The organism is Flavobacterium sp. W22_SRS_FP1 (genome assembly GCF_052113685.1).
Classification (GTDB): domain Bacteria; phylum Bacteroidota; class Bacteroidia; order Flavobacteriales; family Flavobacteriaceae; genus Flavobacterium.
The window spans coordinates 205,232-226,489 of sequence record NZ_JBGQOE010000002.1 but is presented as its reverse complement, the minus strand read 5'-3'; the positions used below and the strand labels follow the sequence as shown (position 1 = coordinate 226,489).

21 protein-coding genes are annotated in these 21,258 nt (G+C 35.9%); 7 read left to right on the top strand and 14 right to left on the bottom strand.

All coding sequences use genetic code 11. The features are described from left to right. Nucleotides 1-81: 81 nt before the first annotated feature. Nucleotides 82-570: a hypothetical protein gene (locus tag ACEN2H_RS02370; protein WP_441730026.1), complete on the bottom strand. Its 489-nt coding sequence runs from the start codon at nt 568-570 to the stop codon at nt 82-84. A gap of 296 nt (nt 571-866) precedes the next feature. Here ACEN2H_RS02370 and trhO point away from each other — a divergent pair, with 296 nt between their 5' ends. The 6 genes from trhO (at nt 867) to ACEN2H_RS02340 (ending at nt 7,929) form a co-directional block, all read left to right on the top strand. Further along, the gene (trhO, locus tag ACEN2H_RS02365) at nt 867-2,222 is read left to right on the top strand and encodes an oxygen-dependent tRNA uridine(34) hydroxylase TrhO (protein ID WP_441730024.1); all 1,356 of its coding nucleotides are present in this window, start codon (nt 867-869) and stop codon (nt 2,220-2,222) included. Nucleotides 2,223-2,407: 185 nt separating this feature from the next. Continuing rightward, nucleotides 2,408-3,664, top strand: coding sequence for a PSP1 domain-containing protein (locus ACEN2H_RS02360; protein WP_441730022.1), 1,257 nt, complete (start codon nt 2,408-2,410; stop codon nt 3,662-3,664). Next, nucleotides 3,648-4,127 carry a gliding motility lipoprotein GldH gene (locus tag ACEN2H_RS02355; protein ID WP_441730021.1) on the top strand — a complete coding sequence of 160 codons (480 nt, stop codon included), beginning with the start codon at nt 3,648-3,650 and terminating at the stop codon, nt 4,125-4,127. Before ACEN2H_RS02360 ends, ACEN2H_RS02355 begins: the two co-directional genes overlap by 17 nt. Nucleotides 4,128-4,137: 10 nt before the next feature. Next, entirely contained in the window at nt 4,138-6,444 is a 2,307-nt protein-coding gene (locus tag ACEN2H_RS02350) for a penicillin-binding protein 1A (protein ID WP_441730019.1), read from the top strand. Nucleotides 6,445-6,568: 124 nt separating this feature from the next. After that, entirely contained in the window at nt 6,569-7,270 is a 702-nt protein-coding gene (locus ACEN2H_RS02345) for a CoA transferase subunit A (protein ID WP_441730017.1), read from the top strand. A gap of 2 nt (nt 7,271-7,272) precedes the next feature. After that, on the top strand, nt 7,273-7,929 hold the full coding sequence (locus ACEN2H_RS02340; protein WP_441730015.1) for a CoA transferase subunit B: 657 nt from the start codon (nt 7,273-7,275) through the stop codon (nt 7,927-7,929). 128 nt (nt 7,930-8,057) lie between these two features. On the opposite strand, the gene ACEN2H_RS02335 is transcribed toward ACEN2H_RS02340, so the two are convergent. From ACEN2H_RS02335 to hemA, 13 genes are all read right to left on the bottom strand, one after another. Beyond that, nucleotides 8,058-8,537, bottom strand: coding sequence for a hypothetical protein (locus ACEN2H_RS02335; RefSeq protein WP_441730013.1), 480 nt, complete (start codon nt 8,535-8,537; stop codon nt 8,058-8,060). Between the two features lie 94 nt (nt 8,538-8,631). Next, a complete protein-coding gene (locus ACEN2H_RS02330; RefSeq protein WP_441730011.1) occupies nt 8,632-8,925 on the bottom strand; it encodes a hypothetical protein in 294 nt (97 codons plus the stop codon). 1,054 nt (nt 8,926-9,979) lie between these two features. Next, complete coding sequence (locus ACEN2H_RS02325; RefSeq protein ID WP_441730009.1) at nt 9,980-11,671, bottom strand: ABC transporter ATP-binding protein; 1,692 nt, start codon at nt 11,669-11,671, stop codon at nt 9,980-9,982. A 68-nt stretch (nt 11,672-11,739) separates the two neighbouring features. Further along, nucleotides 11,740-12,453, bottom strand: a complete 714-nt coding sequence (locus ACEN2H_RS02320; RefSeq protein ID WP_441730007.1) for a 3'-5' exonuclease — start codon at nt 12,451-12,453, stop codon at nt 11,740-11,742. A 12-nt stretch (nt 12,454-12,465) separates the two neighbouring features. After that, complete coding sequence (locus ACEN2H_RS02315; protein ID WP_441730005.1) at nt 12,466-12,936, bottom strand: methylated-DNA--[protein]-cysteine S-methyltransferase; 471 nt, start codon at nt 12,934-12,936, stop codon at nt 12,466-12,468. Between the two features lie 209 nt (nt 12,937-13,145). Continuing rightward, on the bottom strand, nt 13,146-13,532 hold the full coding sequence (locus ACEN2H_RS02310; RefSeq protein WP_441730002.1) for a c-type cytochrome: 387 nt from the start codon (nt 13,530-13,532) through the stop codon (nt 13,146-13,148). Nucleotides 13,533-13,906: 374 nt separating this feature from the next. After that, nucleotides 13,907-14,899, bottom strand: coding sequence for a porphobilinogen synthase (hemB, locus tag ACEN2H_RS02305; RefSeq protein ID WP_441730000.1), 993 nt, complete (start codon nt 14,897-14,899; stop codon nt 13,907-13,909). 37 nt (nt 14,900-14,936) lie between these two features. After that, complete coding sequence (hemF, locus tag ACEN2H_RS02300) at nt 14,937-15,839, bottom strand: oxygen-dependent coproporphyrinogen oxidase (protein WP_441729998.1); 903 nt, start codon at nt 15,837-15,839, stop codon at nt 14,937-14,939. Continuing rightward, entirely contained in the window at nt 15,836-16,219 is a 384-nt protein-coding gene (locus ACEN2H_RS02295; protein WP_441729996.1) for a hypothetical protein, read from the bottom strand. Before ACEN2H_RS02295 ends, hemF begins: the two co-directional genes overlap by 4 nt. A gap of 6 nt (nt 16,220-16,225) precedes the next feature. Then, the gene (gene hemE, locus ACEN2H_RS02290) at nt 16,226-17,251 is read right to left on the bottom strand and encodes a uroporphyrinogen decarboxylase (RefSeq protein ID WP_441729994.1); all 1,026 of its coding nucleotides are present in this window, start codon (nt 17,249-17,251) and stop codon (nt 16,226-16,228) included. A gap of 21 nt (nt 17,252-17,272) precedes the next feature. Then, nucleotides 17,273-17,956, bottom strand: a complete 684-nt coding sequence (locus ACEN2H_RS02285) for a uroporphyrinogen-III synthase (protein ID WP_441729992.1) — start codon at nt 17,954-17,956, stop codon at nt 17,273-17,275. Next, complete coding sequence (hemC, locus tag ACEN2H_RS02280; RefSeq protein ID WP_441729990.1) at nt 17,956-18,879, bottom strand: hydroxymethylbilane synthase; 924 nt, start codon at nt 18,877-18,879, stop codon at nt 17,956-17,958. Before hemC ends, ACEN2H_RS02285 begins: the two co-directional genes overlap by 1 nt. After that, nucleotides 18,879-20,135 carry a glutamyl-tRNA reductase gene (gene hemA, locus ACEN2H_RS02275; RefSeq protein WP_441729988.1) on the bottom strand — a complete coding sequence of 419 codons (1,257 nt, stop codon included), beginning with the start codon at nt 20,133-20,135 and terminating at the stop codon, nt 18,879-18,881. Before hemA ends, hemC begins: the two co-directional genes overlap by 1 nt. Nucleotides 20,136-20,362: 227 nt before the next feature. Between hemA and ACEN2H_RS02270 the strand changes: the two genes are divergently transcribed. Continuing rightward, nucleotides 20,363-21,235 carry a helix-turn-helix domain-containing protein gene (locus tag ACEN2H_RS02270; RefSeq protein WP_441729986.1) on the top strand — a complete coding sequence of 291 codons (873 nt, stop codon included), beginning with the start codon at nt 20,363-20,365 and terminating at the stop codon, nt 21,233-21,235. Nucleotides 21,236-21,258: the final 23 nt, after the last annotated feature.

Here is a 21,258-nt window from a genome sequence, read left to right as displayed (position 1 = left end):
AAGAACTAAATTCTTATCGTACGTATATATCAAGACAGTTAGCGTACAATTCCATTCTGTATACTGGGCTGAATATTGTAATTAAAATCGCTGTCCAATTTTAATACCAGCCCACGGAAGAAATCCATTGTCATCATTAACGTTATTAGACTCTTTAATGTACATTCTATATCCAGGTCCAACATCAATTCCAAAGTTAAACCCTTTGGTTCCATAATAACTTATGCCAACTGGTACATATAACTGCACTCTTTTACCATTTGCTAACCAACCATCTTTATAATCAGCGTAGGTCGTCGATAATCCCGTAGTAAACATCATAGTACTTTCTTTAATCTTAAATGGCAGTATTTTTACTCCTAGACCAGCACTGTTAGAGCCAATACCAAGCTCTAAACTCATATACTGGGATAACACTCTTTCATAAGTAATCCCAATTACTGGAGTAGTCCCTAGAAAATTAAAAGAAATCCCATTCTTTCTGATACCATCAAAATCATTTTTATTCTCTTGCGAAAACATGATAGTTGAACAGAAAAATACAGCTACTACAAAAACACTTTTTTTCATAATTCTCTTATTTTAATTAATTGAAATACCTTTAACGCTATAGTTCTTAAACTCTTACTCTAAGAAACGTATTTAAATTGATTTAAACAAGCTAAAAAAAACAGTCGATGCAATATAATTTAATGCATTATTCAAATAATCGACAAATTATAAAACCGCAACAGCTTTCTTTCTAACCATCTATAACAATCTCCCCTAGATTTGGCTATTCATTTTTTCATAATCAAACCATTGCCCCTTTAAACCTTTTCTCTACTTTTGCAAAAATAATTTTTCACACTTAAACCGTTTATAGCATGCAACTGTATAACACTTTAAGCGCAGAAGAAAGAGCCATCATGATTGATGATGCCGGAAAACAAAGACTTACTTTGTCTTTCTATGCTTATGCGCAAATTCCAGATCCAACACAATTCCGTAACGATTTATTTCTAGCATGGAACCCGCTTGAGGTTCTTGGTCGGATTTATGTCGCCAACGAAGGAATTAACGCTCAACTGTCCCTTCCTGCTGATAATTTCTACGCTTTCAAGGACAGCATTGAAACATATGCTTTTATGAAAGGAATCCGATTAAATATTGCCGTGGAGCAGGACGATCACTCCTTCCTGAAACTAACCGTAAAAGTCCGTGACAAAATTGTTGCTGACGGACTAGTCGATGAAACTTTTGATGTAACAAACATCGGGATTCACCTGAAAGCAAAACAATTCAACGAATTACTCGAAGACCCAAACACCATCGTGGTCGATATGCGCAACCACTACGAGAGCGAAATTGGTCATTTTACCAATGCGATCAAGCCAGATGTAGATACTTTTAGAGAATCATTGCCCATTATTGAAGACCAACTCGCAGCCCATAAATCTGACAAAAAATTATTGATGTATTGCACCGGAGGAATCCGTTGCGAAAAAGCAAGCGCTTATTTCAAACACAAAGGTTTTGAAAACGTGTACCAATTGGAAGGCGGAATCATCGAATACACGCGTCAGGTAAAAGAAAAAGGTTTACAGAGCAAATTCATCGGTAAAAACTTTGTGTTTGACCACCGCTTAGGCGAAAGAATTACTGACGATATCGTTTCGCAATGCCATCAATGCGGCGCGGCTTGCGATGTGCACACGAATTGTGTGAACGAAGGCTGCCATTTGCTTTTTATCCAATGTGAAAAATGCGCACAGCTTATGGAAGGATGTTGTTCAACAACATGCATCGACGTCATCCATTTACCGGAAGAGGAACAAAAAGCGATTCGCAGAGGCATAAAAAACGGCAATATGATTTTCAAAAAAGGGAAATCGGATGTGTTGACTTTCAAAAACAATAAAGAAAGTCATGGAACATTTGTAGCCGAAGGACCTAAAATGGTTGCTTTAAAAGAAGTGAAAGTAAAAAAACAGTATATCGGTAAGGGAACCCACTTTTTCCCAAAACCAAGTGTTGGCCAGTTTTTAATTGAAGACAACGAACTTAACATTGGAGATACCGTTCTAATAAAAGGGATTACCACAGGTGAGCAAAAAATAACAATTACAGAAATGTTAGTTAACGACAAAACTGCTGACAATGTTACAGCCGGAGACACTTGCACCTTTAAATTACCATTTAGAATTCGACTATCCGATAAATTATATAAAATTTTAGATTAAATTTTTATTATTTATCTAGTTTACCAAAACCTATTTCACACCGTTGAAATAGGTTTTTTTTATTAACTATTCGTAAATCATTCGCGTTTTCTATGGTTGTCGCATACGCTTAAAAAATACTATCTTTACAACTTAATCGTTTTAAGAACATAAGTTGTGTTTATCACAACACTATATATAAAATTATGGCATGTACAAGTTGTTCAACTTCTGATGGTGGATCACCAAAGGGTTGTAAAAATAATGGGACTTGCGGCACCGATAGCTGCAATAAATTAACTGTTTTCGATTGGCTTTCTAACATGAGTTTACCCACTGGTCAGGCTCCTTTTGACTGTGTCGAGGTTCGATTCAAGAACGGTAGAAAAGAGTTTTACCGCAATACTGAAAAATTGACTTTAAGTATGGGAGACATAGTCGCTACTGTTGCGTCTCCTGGACACGATATTGGAATTGTTACTTTGACCGGGGAATTGGTTAAAATCCAGATGAAGAAAAAAGGGGTTAGCCCTGATAGTAAAGAAGTTCCGAAAATCTATAGAAAAGCATCTCAAAAAGATATTGATATTTGGTCTGTAGCACGGGAGAAAGAAGAACCGATGAAAGTTCGTGCTCGCGAACTGGCGATTGCTCAAAAACTGGAAATGAAAATTTCGGATATCGAATTTCAAGGAGACGGCTCAAAAGCTACTTTTTATTATACCGCCAATGACAGAGTCGATTTCAGACTTTTAATTAAAGATTTTGCCAAAGAGTTCAATACTAGAGTGGAAATGAAACAAGTTGGTTTCCGTCAAGAAGCCGCTCGTTTAGGAGGAATCGGTTCTTGCGGGCGAGAGTTATGTTGCTCTACTTGGTTAACGGATTTTAGAAGTGTAAATACTTCAGCAGCACGTTACCAACAACTTTCATTGAATCCACAAAAACTAGCAGGACAATGCGGAAAATTAAAATGTTGCTTGAATTATGAGTTAGATACTTATATGGATGCATTGAAAGGGTTTCCTGATTTCGAAACAAAATTAGTTACCGAAAAAGGAGATGCCATTTGTCAAAAACAAGATATTTTTAAAGGTTTAATGTGGTTTGCTTATACTAATAATTTTGCCAATTGGCATATATTAAAAATTGAAAAAGTAAACGAAATCATTGCTGAAAATAAGCTGAAAAACAAAGTTTCTTCATTGGAGGATTATGCAATTGAAATCATTGTTGAACGAGAAAAAGATTTCAATAACGCTATGGGGCAGGAAAGCTTAACCCGTTTTGACCAACCTAAAAAAAGGAAAAAACCAAGCAAAAAACCAAGACCCGCTGGTGAAAATGTTATTGTTGCAAATAATAAAAAACCGGCAAATAACAACTCTTCAGCACCGACCGAAAAGAAACCAACGGTAGCAAGAAAACCCATAATTATTACAAAAAATGAGACTAAAAAATAGCTTTTTTATTCTTCTGACTGTGATTACCTTTTCTTCATGCGATAAAAAAAGAGTTTTTGACGAGTATAAAACCGTAGGAAGCGCTTGGCATAAAGATAGTATTATCACTTTCGATTTGCCAATTTTAGATTCTACAAAACGCTATAATTTATTTATAAATTTAAGAGACAATAACAATTACCAATACAACAATCTCTTTTTGATTGTATCCATTGAAAAACCAAATGGCTACACAAAGGTAGACACCCTGGAATACCAAATGGCTAGTCCAGACGGCACGATACTTGGTGAAGGATTTACAGACATTAAAGAAAGTAAATTGTTTTACAAAGAAAAAGTGAGGTTCAGAGGGAAATACAAAGTTAGCATCAAACAGGCTGTCAGGGAAACTGGTAAAGTTCCTGGAGTGGAACTATTAGAAGGTATCACTGATGTAGGTTTAAGAATAGAAAAAATAGAATAGGATATTATTTATGGCTACGAAACAAAACAATAAAAATGTTAATACGGTCGATAAAGACTTTAAGTATTATACTAAAACATTTTGGAGAATTTTCTTTTACGGAATAGGCGCGGTCGTACTATTTTTCCTGTTTGCGTCTTGGGGACTCTTGGGTCCGATGCCTTCATTTGAGGATTTGGAAAATCCAGACTCAAATTTAGCCACAGAAGTAATCTCTTCTGATGGAGTAGTGATAGGTAAATATTTTCAGAAAAATAGATCTCAATTAAAGTATTCAGATTTACCAAAAAACCTTGTTCAAGCATTGGTGGCTACTGAAGACGCTCGGTTTTATGAGCATTCAGGTATTGACGGAAGAGGTACTTTGAGAGCTATTGCAAGCTTAGGAACTAGTGGAGGGGCAAGTACCTTAACACAGCAATTAGCTAAACAATTATTTCATGGCGAGGGGTCAAAGTTTCTACCCTTTAGAATTGTACAAAAAGTAAAAGAATGGATTATTGCCATTCGACTAGAAAGACAATACACTAAAAATGAAATATTAACCATGTATTGTAATATATATGATTTTGGGAACTTTTCGGTAGGTGTGAGCTCAGCAGCTCAAACATATTTTTCGAAAGAACCAAAAGATCTAACAATAGATGAGTCTGCCATTTTAGTAGGAATGTTCAAAAACTCGACTTTATATAATCCCATAAGAAATCCCCAAGGAGTAAAAAATCGTAGGAATGTTGTGCTTTCTCAAATGAAGAAAGAGAATATGATTACTGAAGAACAAAAATTGAAGTTTCAAAGCTTACCCATCGAATTAAATTTCAAACTGGAAAGTCACCGAGAAGGAACAGCCACTTATTTTAGAGAATACCTAAGAGATTACATGAAGAAATGGGTTGAAGACAATAAAAAACCCGACGGTTCAGATTACGACATCTACAGAGACGGACTGAAAATATATACTACAATTGACTCTCGAATCCAATTGCATGCAGAAGAGGCTGTTTCAGCACATTTAGCAAACCTTCAAGAAGAGTTTTTCATACAAGCTAAAAACAATAAAAATGCTCCTTTTGTAAATATTTCCACTGCAGAAACAGACCGTATTTTAATGCGAGCAATGAAATCATCAAACAGATGGAACGTTTTAAAGTCCCTTGATAAAACTGAAGAAGAAATTATAAAATCATTCGACGTAAAAACAAAAATGACAGTATTTACTTGGAAAGGTGAGAAAGATACGATCATGACGCCTATAGATTCCATTCGCTACTACAAACATTTCTTGCAGTCAGGTTTGATGTCGATGGAGCCGCAAACAGGAAACATAAAAGCCTGGGTAGGTGGAATTAATTACAAATACTTTCAGTATGATCACGTAGGCCAAGGTGCCAGACAGGTTGGATCCACATTCAAACCTTTTGTCTATGCGACTGCCATAGAGCAACTGAACATGTCTCCTTGCGATTCAATTATAGATGCTCCGTTTACCATGCCTGCTGGACGCCACCATGCAACAGAAGATTGGAGCCCACGAAACTCCAACAACAAATACATAGGAATGGTTACCTTGAAAAAAGCGTTGGCTAATTCGATCAATACAATATCAGCCAAATTAATGGATAAGGTCGGCCCTGAGGCGGTGGTTAAATTAACGCATAAATTAGGAGTGAAGTCCGAAATCCCGGCGCAGGCGTCGATAGCATTAGGAGCCGTAGATATTACAGTTGAAGATATGGTTGCGGCATACGGTACTTTTGCCAATCAAGGCGTTTATATCAAGCCCCAATTTTTAACTAGAATCGAAGATAAAAGTGGTGTGATTATTTATGAACCAATTCCAGAATCGCACGATGTTTTAAATAAAGACATCGCATTTGCGATTATTAAATTACTAGAAGGAGTAACCGAGGGTGGCTCTGGAAACAGGTTAAGAACTGATGGTGGTGGTTATGGATACAATAGAATTACGGGATATCCCTATAAATTTACCAACCCAATTGCAGGTAAAACAGGTACTACTCAAAATCAATCTGATGGTTGGTTCATGGGAATGGTTCCAAACCTTGTAACGGGTGTCTGGGTAGGTAATGAAGACCGCTCAGCTAGGTTCAAGAGTATCACTTACGGTCAAGGAGCTACTGCCGCATTGCCAGTTTGGGCCTACTTCATGAAACTTTGTTATGCAGATCCACTACTTAAAGTGTCTAAAGACGAGTTTGAAAGACCCGCAAATCTCTCTATAAAAGTAGACTGTTATTCTGCTCCGGCTCCCAAAGACACTACTGCTGTTCAAAACAACGAAGAATTCCAGTTTTAAGAATACTTAGAAGCTATTTCCAGCTAGACGGTATAGCTGCCGTGGTTGCAACCCAACCATAAAGTATACTACTACTATCTGGACTAAATAAATACTATTAATTACATCATTAGAACAAAATTATATGATTAATAAAAAAGTAAATACCGTTCAAGAGGCTCTTCAGGGTATAGAAAACGGCATGACCATTATGTTAGGTGGTTTCGGACTATGTGGTATTCCAGAGAACTCAATTGCTGAGCTAGTAAAAAAAGGAACCAAAGATTTAACTTGCATTTCAAACAATGCCGGTGTCGATGATTTTGGACTTGGACTACTATTACACAAAAGACAAATTAAAAAAATGATTTCTTCCTACGTTGGGGAAAATGCGGAATTTGAACGCCAGATGCTTTCTGGCGAATTAGATGTCGAGTTGATTCCACAAGGGACATTAGCTGAGAGATGTCGTTCGGCACAAGCAGGAATTCCCGCTTTTTATACACCTGCTGGCTACGGAACCGAAGTAGCCGAAGGCAAAGAAGCTCGCGAATTCAGCGGAAAAATGCATGTAATGGAGCATGCATTCCATGCCGACTTTGCCATTGTGAAAGCCTGGAAGGGAGATACGGCCGGTAATTTAATATTTAAAGGAACAGCTCGAAATTTTAACCCCTGTATGGCTGGCGCAGCCAAAATAACTGTTGCCGAAGTAGAAGAATTAGTGGAAGCTGGGTCACTCGATCCCAATCAAGTTCATATTCCCGGAATCTTCGTGCAACGTATTTTTCAGGGAGAATTATATGAGAAAAGAATCGAACAACGCACAGTAAGACAAAGAGACTAATTATGGCATTAGACAAAATAGGAATCGCACAAAGAATTGCACAAGAACTCAAGGACGGTTATTTCGTAAATCTAGGTATCGGAATTCCAACACTTGTAGCTAATTATATTCCCGCAGGAATTGATGTAGAATTTCAAAGCGAAAATGGAGTTCTTGGCATGGGATCATTCCCTTTTGAAGGAGAAGAAGATGCCGATATTATTAACGCCGGAAAACAAACCATAACCACTTTACCGGGTGCAAGTTTCTTTGATTCCGCTTTGAGTTTTGGAATGATTCGCGGACAGCATGTGGATTTAACGATTCTAGGCGCAATGGAAGTAGCGGAAAACGGAGACATCGCCAACTGGAAGATACCTGGTAAAATGGTAAAAGGAATGGGTGGCGCAATGGACTTGGTTGCTTCTGCTGAAAACATAATTGTGGCCATGATGCACGTGAATAAAGCGGGTGAATCTAAAATTCTTAAGAAATGTAGTTTGCCTTTAACCGGAGTAGGTTGCGTAAAAAAAGTCGTAACCGAACTGGCCGTTTTAGAAGTAACGCCAGAAGGGTTTAAATTACTCGAACGAGCCCCCGGAGTTTCGGTTGAACACATTATCGCTTCCACCGCAGCGGAGTTAATTATAGAAGGAGAAATACCAGAGATGCAGATTTAACGTCTCTATTAGAAAAAATATTACAACTTAAGAGCAATCCTTCTGTCTCTGAGTAGATTACTAATTAATATCTAAAAAGGAGGTCCTCTTTTTTGTGGATGGCCTCCTAATAGAATTTAAGTTTAAACTTAATAAACATAAGCAATAGCGGTAAGATTATCTTTTTTATTAGAAGTTATAACAATAAATTGATATCCTTTTTTGGCTGCATTTTGTTTTAATTGTTTTTCACCTATTTGGGCTAAGGACCATCTTGTTTCACCTTTGGCAATTGAATGATGTCCTTTCAAATTTTCAGATTTTGTTAAACCAATTGTCTCTGATTCTTTTAATACAATCACTTTTTTGTAATCAAAATTATCTGCTAAGATTATCTTTTCAGAAACAGTTTTAGAATTATTATTGGCTTTTTCATTTAATTGCGCTACGGCATAACGGCTTATTTTATGTTGCTCCATACTATTTGGGAGTGCATAATAAACTATGTTATTATCCATTTTTATATAGTTAACTTCTACTTTTTCACCATTGTGTTTAATGATGTCGTGTGTTTGAGCAAATAGTGGTACAGCAAATAACACTGCTATTACGGCTATTATATTTTTCATTTGTATTTAAGTTTTTGTGACTACAGTAAAAATTGCAGTTGATTTTATAATTAATTTAATATTGCTTTCATAACAAAGCATAGGAGTAAAGTCATTATACTAGCTCTGGAGGAGGGGTAAGATTTTTAAAAGTAAATTCCCTAACATTAAAAGAATAAAATGAATTGATTTTTTGTGAATCAAATAAAGAAAAAGAATCCAAATCAAAAAGTTCAATTTGGTCTATGAATAGAGTTTTTACCTTAGCTTCAACTTCGTTTATTTCGCTAACTTCAAAATAACTGTATGTTTCATTTTCAAAGAAAACAGTTAACTTATAACTTATCCAAAGTAATGAAAAAGTGGATATCAAGAACATGAAAATTAGTTTAATTACGTCGTTTTTCATAAAATCAAATTTAATTATAAAGCCTTGTTTTAACAAGGATTATAAGAAAAAATTATGATTTATTACACTTTGTATTTGCTTTTTGCAAACAGCATTTTTTAAGAGGATGTCTATAAATTATTTATTAGTTTTTGAATGTACGCCCCCCTCTTTTAAGGGGTAAAAGCTTAGGTTTTGGACATCCTGTTTTAAATACTTTATTGTTTCTACAAATTCTCTAAGCAATCATTCTCCTTATCTTTTGTAGTAATGAAAGCAGGTAACTATTTGATCGTGATTTTACGTACGAATTAAATGCCTAGTCCAGGAAAAACGACTACCTCAGGCGAGACAGGAAAATTTATATTTATTTGTAAAAACAGACAATAACTACATTAAGATTTACCATAATTTGATCATATATTGAATGCGCAAAAGATTATGTGCAACTTCACACTCAAAAAGTAAAAAAATAATAACTCTAGAAAACTTAAAAGAGTTAACAATAAATTTAAAAGATAGATTCTTTCAATGCTTTGAAAAAAACAAATAACAAGCTTCCTAGAAAAAGGACTGAATTAGCTTTTTTGACAGTAACTCCAAAAGGATTTAAATTGCCCGAACGGGCACCTAGAGTTTCGGTTGAACATATTATCGCTTCTACAGTACCTAGGTTAATTATTGACAGGGATATTCGCCAGATGGTGATTTACTGAATTTAGAAAACATAGCCTTATAAAATAAATGCATCACTAATCTAGCTGCATTTATTTTGACCTAATCTGTCATAAATAAAAGGTGTTCATTTCAGGACAAGCTTTTCCCCAAATTATCCCTAAGAATGCCATCAAGTTCAATTCCAAAATCAAAAAAGTGAATTAATATGTTTGGAAGGCATTTCGGCTGATACCCTCATAAATATAACTAGAAGTCTTCTTATGACTCAAAATGAACTTATAACATTTGTATGCGTCCACTACATTTCTTTGAGTCTTTTATTCTGATTTCTCAACAATATTTTTTTTAAACTCCCACAGGGTAGTCAAACGACAAAACTCACTTTTAAAAGTATTCATTAACTTCCCCCCTTCGGTATTGCGTCTATCAATTTTTTAGTATACTCGTTTTGAGGATTGGCATACAATTCATCTGCATCAGCTATTTCCTCAATTTTTCCTTTATTCATAACCAAAACCTGGTCACTCATGTATTTTACAACGGCCAAATCATGCGAAATGAAGATATAGGTAAAACCAAAATTCTCTTTTAACTCATTTAACAGGTTTAAAACCTGCGCTTGAACAGATATGTCCAAGGCCGAAACTGACTCGTCACAAACGATTAATTTAGGCTGTAACGCAATGGTTCGTGCTATTCCTATTCTCTGTCTTTGTCCTCCTGAAAACTCATGCGGATAACGATTGAAAAAATCGCCTCCCAGCCCCACCCTTTCCAAAATTTCGATCGTTTTGGCCTTCCTTTCTTTATCATTTTTATGCAACCCATGAACCTGCATTGGCTCCATAATGGCTTTCCCAACAGGTATTCTTGGATTCAGTGAAGAGTACGGATCTTGAAAAATAATCTGTATTTCTTTTCTCAATTTTTTTATCTCTGCGCCACCTAATTTTGCGATGTCTTGTCCGCGATATAAAATCTGACCAGCTGTGGCTTTGTCCAATTGTAAGATAGCATTCCCAAGTGTCGACTTTCCGCAACCGCTCTCTCCCACTAAACCTAAGGTCTCGCCTTCGTACAATTTGAAACTAACATTATTTACAGCCTTAAAACCAGATTTTTTCCCAAAGAAACCAGCTGTAGAGAAGTACTCTTTTTCAACATTAATAACTTCTAAGATGGGTTGCTGATTATACAATTTTTCATGGAATTGAGCTCGGTTTTTTGGAGTCACAATTTCTGAATTTATGTTATCATTTAAAAAGTCTTGGATCGTTGGCAACCGTTTCAAGCGAACCTCTAATGAAGGTCTTGAAGCGATCAAAGCTTTAGTATAATTGTGTTTCGGATTTTTAAAAATTTGTTTGACTTCCCCTTGTTCTACAATTTCTCCTTGGTACATAACTAAAACACGATGCGCAATCTCCGAAACAAGAGACAAATCATGAGATATAAAAATGATACTCATTCCCGTTTCCTGCTGAATGTCTTTCAACAATTGAATAATTTCTTTTTGAACCGTAACATCAAGTGCCGTTGTAGGTTCATCAGCAATTAATAATTGTGGTTTACAGGCAATTGCCATGGCAATCATGACCCGTTGTTTTTGTCCGCCAGAAATTTCATGGGGATACTTTTCGAATAGTATTTGAGGATCCGGCAGTTTTACTTTTTCAAATAAAGAAAGTGTTTCTGCCTTTGTATCTGAGCTAGATAATTTAGTATGTTGCAGTAGAATTTCCTGAACCTGGAAACCACATTTCAGCGATGGGTTCAATGAACTCATAGGTTCCTGAAAAATCATCGCGATTTCATTTCCACGGAGGTTCTGTACTTCCTTTTCGTTTAAATTTGCTACATTCTTTCCTTGAAAAACAATAGTGCCGTTTGAAATCTTAGAAATGTGCGCAGGTAACAAGCCCATAATAGCCAACGAAGAAACCGACTTTCCTGAACCAGACTCACCAACGATTCCCAGAATTTCATTTTCATGTAAATCATAACTGATGTTTCTAATAACCGCGTTGTAACCTCCTTCTCTTTTGAAAGAAATTTCTAAATTATTTATCGAAAGTAAAGGCTTGCTCATAACGTCAAAAGTAACCATTTAACCTTACAGTTCTTGTAAATATTGAAACTTGACAACCTAAGTTTTATTTAAACATGAATAATTTCATCGTCTATCAATAAATCTTCTCTTCGAAGTCGAAGAAAAATTTGAGCAACAGCAATGGTGTCCTTTTCACAATAAGTAACAATTCGATCAATGTCCTTATCCACATAAAAAACATGCCCTACCTTACTACCGTCTATATCTCCTTTCGGCGAAGGAATTCCCAGCACCTTGCAAATTAATTTTAAAGAAGTAAAATGCTTGTAATCCCCGAACTTCCATAACTCCAAAGTATCCAAATGCGGAATTTCCCAGGGTTTTTTTCCGAATAGATTGAGTTTATTGGGAATGGCTATTTGATTTATGATCATTCTCCTAGCAATAAAAGGAATATCAAATTCTTTCGCGTTATGTCCACACAAAACATGTTGGGGCTGATTGAAGTGCGTATTTAATAGATTATTAAAATCTTTCAGAATTTTAGTCTCCTCGCCAAAAAAAGAGGTCACTCTGAAATTTCGGATATCGCCTTTGGTTACAAAATACCCCACAGAAATGCAGACAATTTTCCCAAACTCCGCCCAAATCCCAGCTCGGTCATAAAAGTCTTCAGGAGTATACTCGTCTTTTCGTTGATATTGAGTTTTATGTTCCCATAGCTCTTTCATATCCGCATCCAGTTCGTTGAAATCAGCAGCTTCAGGTACGGTTTCTATGTCTAAGAACAGTATGTTGTCAAGACGAATTTTTTCAATCATAGCATCAGGGTATTAGAATAAATTTTGTTGCTTCGTTGGATTTTCATTTTCTAGAAGCCATTTTTTGCGCCATAATCCTCCGGCATATCCAGTCAGTGAACCATCAGTTCCTATGACTCTGTGGCAAGGAATTGCAATCCACAACGGGTTTTTTCCATTGGCAGTAGCCACAGCTCGAATGGCTTTGCTATTTCCTAAAATCTTGGACTGTTCCATATATGTTCTGGTTTTTCCGTAGGGAATATCCAATAGTCCTTTCCATACTTTTTTTTGGAAATCAGTTCCCTTTGGATTAAATTTGAAGGTAAAATCGCTTCTTTTCCCCTCAAAATACTCGTTCAGTTGAGAAACAGCATCACTTAAAACTACTGGAATTACCACTGAAACTATTCCTTCATCAGAAACTGAAATTACTGAAACCCCGTCTTCATCTCCTATAACCTTAGCAATTCCCAAAGGCGTTTTAATGTACACTGCTTCCATTGAATAAAAATAATAAATTAAATCGCTTGCTTCACAAAGAAAACTAAAAGTCCAGAAATAAAATTATTTAGCAAACATTCCTAAACAAAAAACCATCTCAACTGAGATGGTTTTTGTTATTTAGCCCTGATAAAAGCAACATCCTTTATGTTTTCTTCAAACAAAAAGATAGAGCGGATAGCGAGATTAACTCCTAGAAAAAGTCCTGATTATTTCGAATTTGAATAGACATACGCTTCTATAGCTTCTAATTCCTCATCAGACATCGCTTTTGTAATGACAAAATTTGTTTTCATAACTTCATATTGGCTTGGATCAACTATAGGCTCCCCTTCGCCTTTAAGAAAACTAACCATATCCGCGTTTTTATCTTTGTAAATTTTAGCAATATCCTGAAGACTAGGTCCTATAACTTTCTGGTTTACTTGATGGCAGGCAACACAGTTACCTCTTCCGTTAAAAATTTCTTTTCCTAATTCCACTGGCGTTTGGGTAACTTCTTCGGTAGAATTTGGGTAGATAGATTCTTTTTTGGCTTCTTCATTTTTACAAGAAACAACAGTCAGAACAGCCAATAAAAACAACAAATTTTTCATATTACTTTATTTAATAATGTATAAGTATCTAAAAATTATCGACCAATATTTTTTATTAGTTGATTTTCATTCAAGTTCAAATATAACAAATTTTGTTTTCTGTGATGGCTAAGATAGTCTTGCATAATTCAGTATTTGTAATTTTGATCTTCGAATTAGAAAAGATATTTCTACGCTCCGTATTATTTGCCCTTCTACTAATGCTTTTAGAGTTTCTTTTTTAACGTATTCATTTCAGAAAACGAGTCGTACTCAAATAAATCATGTTGTAATATATTTAAAATAATTACTCTCAAAATCATATTTCAGCCACAAAGCTTACTTATGGTCTGGCATAACTAGCGTAACGACTATTGTTAAACATTTTTTTATGTTTATTTATTCAAAATTATTGCCGCTTCCTTAGCAAAGTAGGTTGAAATCAAACTTGCTCCCGCGCGCTTGATACACATTAATTGCTCCATCATAATTTTATCATGGTCTAACCAGCCCCTTTCGGCAGCGGCTTTGATCATTGCATATTCACCAGAAACATGGTAAACGGTTACTGGCACATTTACCGCATTCTTAACCTCGCGAACGATATCTAAATAGGCTATCCCTGGTTTTACCATAACCATATCGGCGCCTTCTTCGACGTCCCACAGGGCTTCTTTGATGGCTTCAATGCGATTTGCATAATCCATTTGGTAAGTCTTTTTATCCGCCGGAACATTTGCATTATCAACGGGAGCACTATCCAAAGCATCACGAAAAGGACCGTAAAATGCGGAAGCGTACTTAGCAGAATAACTCATGATCCCCACGTAGTGGAAACCGGCAGCGTCCAAACCTTCGCGCAAACGCAGTACACGTCCATCCATCATGTCTGATGGCGCTACAAAATCGGCACCGGCCTCTGCGTGAGAAACAGCCATTTTTACCAAGGCGGCATTTGTTGAATCGTTTTCTATATCACCGTTTGCAATAATTCCGTCATGACCATAAATGGAATACGGATCTAAAGCCACATCGGGCATCACAATCATTTCTGGACAAGCCGTTTTGATGGCACGAATGGCATTTTGCATCAAACCTTCTTTGTTCCAAGCTTCTTTTCCTGTATTGTCTTTTAAGTTTTCACTGACTTTTACATAAATATTTACTGCACGAATTCCTAAAGCGTATATTTCTTGTACTTCTTTTACCGTTAAATCAATCGAACGACGAAAGATTCCCGGCATGGAAGCAATTTCCACTTGAACGTTTTCACCTTCAGCAATAAACATGGGAAACATAAAGTCCGAAGGGCTTAAACTGGTTTCTCGGACCAAGCTTCTTATCGATTCATTAGTTCTTAATCTTCGACCTCTGTGTAATGGGAACATATTTCTTAATTTATAATTGACAATGAATAATTGATAATTAGATCCACTCTACTGAGTTTTCCAATACTTTTACTAGTTTTTCTTCTTCACTTCCTGCTTCAGGATGATGGTCATAGACCCATTGCACCTGCGGCGGCAAACTCATCAGGATGCTCTCGATCCTTCCGTTGGTTTTTAATCCAAATAAAGTGCCTTTGTCATGAACCAAATTGAACTCAACATAGCGACCGCGACGAATTTCTTGCCAAGTTTTTTGTTCTGGCGTAAAAGTTAAATTTTTTCTTTTTTCTACAATGGGAACATAAGCTTCGAGGAAACTATTACCTACTTCTGAAACAAAATTAAACCAATTTTGCATTTTCGTTTCTTCCGTTTCTTTGCAATAATCGAAGAATAATCCTCCAATTCCTCTAGCTTCGTTGCGATGCGCATTCCAAAAATAGGCATCACATTGCTTTTTATATTTTGGGTAAAACTCCGGATTGTGTTTGTCACAAGCTGTTTTACATGTTTGGTGAAAATGAATAGCATCTTCTTCAAACAAATAATAAGGTGTGAGATCCTGACCTCCGCCAAACCATTGTTGAATTACATTTCCGTTATCATCGTACATTTCAAAATAACGCCAGTTTGCATGAACCGTAGGTACCATTGGATTTTTAGGGTGCAAAACCAAACTCAGTCCGCAAGCGAAAAATTCAGCTTCACCTACATTGAACAGTTTTTGCATGCTGTCCGGTAATTTACCATGCACGGCAGATATATTCACTCCCCCTTTTTCGAACACTGCGCCATTTTCGATTACTCGGGTTCTTCCTCCGCCACCCTCTGGACGATCCCAAAGGTCTTCACGGAATTTAGCTTGACCATCAACCGCTTCTAGTCCGTTACAGATTTCGTCTTGAAGGTTTTGTATGTAAGTTAAAAACTGTTCTTTCATTGTGATTTTTCTTTTGCAGCAGCAATTTTACCAATTATTTCAAATGAAAACGTTTTACTATCTATTTGAATATGATTATAAATAGCAATTGCTTTTTCCAAAAAATCACATTGATTACTTTTAGAATAAGCGATTAAAAAATCAGCAAATTGCTCTTTTTGAGTCCAATCCATTTCGTATTTATCTAATAGTTGAATCAAATCTTTTTCTTCAATTTGATGAAGAATTACGGTTGTTAAATCGAAATCCGTCAGTTGACTATCAATTAAACTGGTGTCTTCAATATTCCAAAATTTGGGTACAAAAACCAAAGAAAGTAAAGTACTTAACATGTTGTCAATCTTTACTTTCTTTTCGTCTCTTAATCCTTTATTTAGCATCCGCTATTATTGCTTATATTCTTTAACAGCATCAACAAATGCTTTTGCGTGATCCACAGGGATATTTGGTAAAATTCCGTGGCCTAAATTTGCGATGTATTTGTCTTTACCGAATTCGTCAATCATTTCATGTACCATTTTCTTGATAACAGGAATTGGAGACAATAATCGTGACGGATCAAAATTTCCTTGCAATGTGATGTTTCCGCCTGAAAGGTACCTCGCGTTTCTTGGAGAACAAGTCCAGTCTACGCCTAAAGCAGAAGCTCTACTTTTTCCCATTTCGTTTAGCGCAAACCAACATCCTTTTCCGAAAACGATAACTGGCGCGCGATCTGCCAAGGCTTCAACGATTTGGTTGATATACTTCCAAGAGAATTCCTGGTAATCAACCGGAGATAACATTCCTCCCCAAGAATCAAAAATCTGCACGGCATCTACTCCTGATTTTACTTTTTCTTTCAAATATAAAATCGTGGTGTCTGTAATTTTCTGCAATAAAACATGCGCTGCTTCTGGATGTGAAAAACAAAATCCTTTGGCTTTATCAAAGCTTTTAGATCCTTGCCCTTCTACCGCATAGCACATAATTGTCCAAGGTGAACCTGCGAAACCAATTAATGGCACCTCATCGTTCAACATTTCCTTTGTCAATTTAATTGCGTCAAAAACGTAACCCAAAGTTTCATTTACATCTGGAACGATTACTTTCTCGACATCTTGAATCGTACGAATAGGATGTGGTAAATACGGACCAAAATTAGGTTTCATTTCTACTTCAATTCCCATTGCTTGTGGAATTACCAAGATATCCGAGAATAAAATCGCAGCATCAGGACCGATTGTACGAATGGGCATCATGGTTATTTCGGCTGCCAATTCTGGAGTCTGACAACGAGTAAAAAAATCATATTTATCGCGCAATGCAATAAACTCAGGCAAAAACCGTCCCGCCTGACGCATCATCCATACTGGTGGACGTTCAACTGTTTCTCCTTTTAATGCTCTTAAAAATAAGTCGTTTTTGATCATGTTTTAAATTTTAGCTGATTGCTACTCGCTTTCAGTTTTATAATATTCGATAACTTCCTCAATTACCTCTTCAATTGTTGGTGTTTGGGCAATTACAATGTTTTTAGTTTTATTTGTTTCTAAAGTTTTTGCTGTAGTAGTGCCTACGCAAAAACAAATTTCATTTTTGATTTTGTTGTTTGTCAAGTAGCTTTCAACAGCAGATGGACTAAAAAATAAAATTCCATCAAATTTTTCTTGTTCCGATATTTTGAAAGGCGCTAACTTAGTTTCGTAAACTTCTATTTCATTAAAAGTTATTCCTGAGGCTTTTAATGCTTCTGGCAAAGTTTCTTTACGCAAATTTCCACTTAAAAACGTATAGCTTTCTTTGTTGTATATTAAGGTGATTATTTCAGCTAATTCAGATGCATAATCCAAATAAACATCAACTGTAAAACCGTTCTGCTCAAGTAATTCTTTGGTTTTAATTCCTACGCAAAAGACACTTTTAGTTTTAAGAGCTTCCCAACCGTTTTGCTCTATCAAACTTAAAACAGCATTTTGACTACTAAAAATCAAGTTCTTGTTGATTTTATCTAATTCAAAAAGATTGTTTTTAATTTCGATAAAATCTTGTTCTAAAAGATCCATATCAGCATCCAGAAATACTTGTCTTTGTTCGGCTGACAATGTTTTCGTTGATAAAAGGTTTACTTGACTCATTATTTTTTCAAATTATTTTTAATTTCCGTCATCAATTTCTTTCCGCCTCTATTCAAAATTTCTTGAGCCGAATAAAACCCTAATTTCTTCCATTCTTCAATAGGAACAATTTTGTCGATTTCAAACTTTTCTTTTCCGTTTATTGAAAACAAAACTCCTTGAAAATGAATTGTATCTTCCTTTTCATTATAAATTGCTAAAGCTCCAATTGGCGCCGTACATCCCCCTTCTAAAGTTTTAAGAAACTGACGCTCTATATAAGTTACAATCTCTGTTTCGATATGATTCAACTGTGACAAAGCATCTAATGTGAAAATATCCTTTTGCATAGCCACTACGACCATAGCTCCTTGTGCTGGGGCGGGTACCATCCAATCTAAATCTATAAAGTTTTCTGGTTTCAAGTTAATCCTTTCTAAGCCCGCTTTCGCAAAAACGGCGCCATTCCAGCCGCTTTCCTCAAGTTTCCTCATACGCGAATTTACATTTCCACGTAAATCAACGACTGTATGTGTTGGATATCTATTGAGCCATTGCGCTTGACGACGTAAACTGCCTGAGGCAATAGTTCCTGATTCATCTAGAAAATCAAGCTTGCCTTTATGAACTAAAATATCCAGTGTAGTGGCCCTTTCCAGAACAGCGGCCTGTACAATACCTATGGGTAAAGCCGTAGGAACGTCTTTCATAGAATGCACCGCAATATCAACGTCTCCATTAATCATGGCAACGTCAAGTGTTTTAGTAAAAATCCCGGTGATCCCGAATTCGTAAAGAGGCTTGTCGAGAATAATGTCTCCTGTTGATTTAACTGCAATAATTTCGGTTTTGTATCCTAAATCATTTAGTTTTTTTTCTACCGTATGAGCTTGCCAAAGTGCGAGTTCGCTATCGCGAGTTCCTATTCGTATCGATTTATCCATTATTTGACTGCTGCACTAATTTTGAATACTTTTTCAATCCATTCGATACTCTCGTCCACCATGGTGTCGTCATCTTTTAAATGGTTGGCAAAATGCGTAGTTATTTTTTGTATGATTCTAGCGCTAATAATTTCGGCCTGCTCCAAGTTGAAATCCGATATTTTTCTACTTTGAAAATCCAACTCCGATGTTTTTATCGCATTCAGCTTCTCTTTTAAGGCGGTAATTGTTGGCGCAAACTTTCTGCCTTTGGTCCAAAGATTAAATTCCTCTTTGATTGCTTCAATTATAACTTCTGCTGCTGGAATGTGTGCTTTTCTGTTTTCTAAAGTTTCGTCTGTAAGTTGCGACAAATAATCCATGTGAATCAATGTAACGCCCTCTAATTCCTCGACATCTTTATTTACATTTTTCGGAATAGATAAATCCAAAATCAACAATGGTTTTTTGAGGTTCAAAATCGCTTTGTCAACTGTAGGGTTTTGAGCACCAGTGGCAACAACTACAACATCAGCTTTTTGTAATTCCAAATGGAGTTCAGAATAGTCTTTTACGATCAGGTTTAACTTTCCTGCTAATTTTTCAGCCTTATCTTTTGTTCTATTAATAAGGGTGATATGCTCATTTTTGGTGTGTTTAACCAAGTTTTCGCAGGTATTTCTTCCTATTTTCCCCGTTCCGAACAGTAGTATGTTTTTGTTTCCAATGTCTTCAACATTCTTTATGATATATTGTACAGAAGCAAAAGAAACCGAAGTGGCTCCCGAACTGATCTCTGTTTCTGTTTTTATTTTTTTGCTCGCTTGAATTACCGCGTTAACCAATCTTTCCATAAAAGTATTGGTAAGACCGAACTGTTTTGATTGTACAAAGCTCGATCTTATTTGAGAAATGATCTCAAAATCGCCCAGAATCTGACTATCTAAACCTGTTCCAACGCGGAACATGTGACTGATGGCTTCTTGATTTTTATAAACAAAACCTACTTTTTGGAACTCCTCAACGCTACCTTGACTGTTTTCACAAATCAATTTAATCAATTGAAAAGGGTGTTCCGCAAATCCGTAAATTTCTGTTCTATTACAAGTAGAAGTGACAATCAAGCTTTCAATTCCCTCGTTTTTGGCCTGTTCCAGTAAACGTAATTTAGCCGCAACATCAAGGCTAAATTTACCTCTCATTTCGGCATCCGCTTTTTTGTAGCTTAATCCAACCGAGTAAAAATAGTGATGCTTAGATAAGTTGTTATTTTCCATTTAAATACTTTTTCAAAAAGTGAGACAAAATTAGAACTATACTATTTATAAAAGTAACGCTATAAGTTCTTTTTGTGTCGATTCCTGTTTTTTTGTTTCTAATCGACTCTTTTACTACAAAAATGCTTATTTTTGTATCGCTTAGGCTAATTAATGTCTTTCTATTTAGAGCAATTCTAAATTAAAATTAATCATGACTATCATTTTTATAATACAAAAATATCGCTATGAGTTCTCAAGAAATAATTAAAATCGAAGATGATTTTACGTTGATTCGTTTTCAAAATGACAGTGCCGAAGTTTTTAACGCACAACGTGAAGTGAGCAGCGGACTGATCCAATTCCATTTTGGATTGAAAGGAAACGCAAGGTTTATCTTTAATGAAGGGAATTATAATTTAGAAATGAAAGAAGAAAAATCCCTGCTTTTATACAATCCTCAAAAAGAATTACCTTTGAATCTAGAGCTTGCCCCAAATTCCTGGGTGATTTCTGTGATAATTTCTATCAAAAAATTCCATGCTTTGTTTTCTTCGGAAGCGGATTATATCCCTTTTTTGATTGGTGATAACAAAGACAAGAAATATTATAACGAAGGAAATATTAGCCCATCAATGGCAATTGTCTTGAGTCAACTGTTTCATTATAACTTACACCCGTCCATTAAAAACCTTTACTATAAAGGAAAGGGATACGAATTGTTAAGCTTGTATTTTAATCGAACCGAAGATCCAAATGCAGAACAGTGCCCGTTTTTGATAGACGAAGATAATGTCCTGAAAATTAAAAGAGCCAAAGAAATAATTATTGCCAATATGTCTGAACCGCCAGGCTTACAGGAACTAGCCGACGAAATAGGTTTGAATTTGAAAAAACTAAAAATGGGTTTCAAGCAGATTTATGGTGATACCGTTTATGGCTTTCTGTTTGATTACAAGATGGATTTTGCCCGAAAATTACTTGACAGTGGCTCCTATAATGTAAATGAAGTAGGGTTGAAAATAGGGTACAGTACAGGCAGTCATTTCATTGCGGCATTCAAAAAGAAATTTGCTACCACTCCAAAGAAATATTTGATGTCAATCAACACAAATACCTAGTCAAGTATTGTTTTTACATATTA